This window comes from Virgibacillus carmonensis (assembly GCF_057836705.1).
This window is the reverse complement of record NZ_JBYQFJ010000237.1, coordinates 1-618: the sequence shown is the minus strand read 5'-3', so window position 1 is coordinate 618 and position 618 is coordinate 1. Positions and strand designations below refer to the sequence as shown.

Here is a 618-nt window from a genome sequence, read left to right as displayed (position 1 = left end):
TAGCTTGTCAATTATCTGGTGGAAAAAATTTAATTAATTTATGATAAAATGCCCACCAATACGATATATAAATTCCAAACTGAGTGTGTGGCGAAAGATACAGTCCAAGAATTTGTATAAAGATATAAAAACGTAAAAGCAATTCCTAATACTAATCCGAATAACGGATAATTGTCATGTCCTGATGCAAAGAAAATTACTGAAAATAGTACGCAAATCCATACAGGAATATACTTCCGAAGTTGACCAATGAGCAACTCCCTAAAATACAGTTCCGGGAGTTTGACACTTAAATATTAAGAAAATGCCTAAAAAGCCTTTCATGGCTTTATTTTTTTGTCAAATTTCCCGTTAAATTATTGAGTACTATTTAGTACCATGATATAATAGAGGTATCTTATAAGTTGTGAGGGATTTCTATGCGCATTAAAAAAAGTGTATCCAAGAATTCAGTCTCATATTCGGTTATTGAAAATGTCAGAGATATCAATGGAAACTCGACAACGAAGGTTGTCAAGGCATTGGGAAATGAACAGGAAATTCGTGAAAAACACCCCGGTGTTGATCCAGAGGAGTGGGCTCGAGAATATGCAAAAAAATTAACGGAAGAAAAGAAAA

Annotated in this window: 2 protein-coding genes; one reads left to right on the top strand and one right to left on the bottom strand. The window is 33.5% G+C overall.

The features are described from left to right. Nucleotides 1-38 precede the first annotated feature (38 nt). On the bottom strand, nucleotides 39-272 hold the full coding sequence (locus AC3G7N_RS21595; protein ID WP_089061008.1) for a CPBP family intramembrane glutamic endopeptidase: 234 nt from the start codon (nucleotides 270-272) through the stop codon (nucleotides 39-41). A gap of 147 nt (nucleotides 273-419) precedes the next feature. Here AC3G7N_RS21595 and AC3G7N_RS21590 point away from each other — a divergent pair. Next, nucleotides 420-618 (top strand): IS1634 family transposase N-terminal domain-related protein (locus tag AC3G7N_RS21590; RefSeq protein WP_493508107.1); only part of this gene is annotated, 199 nt, incomplete at its 3' end.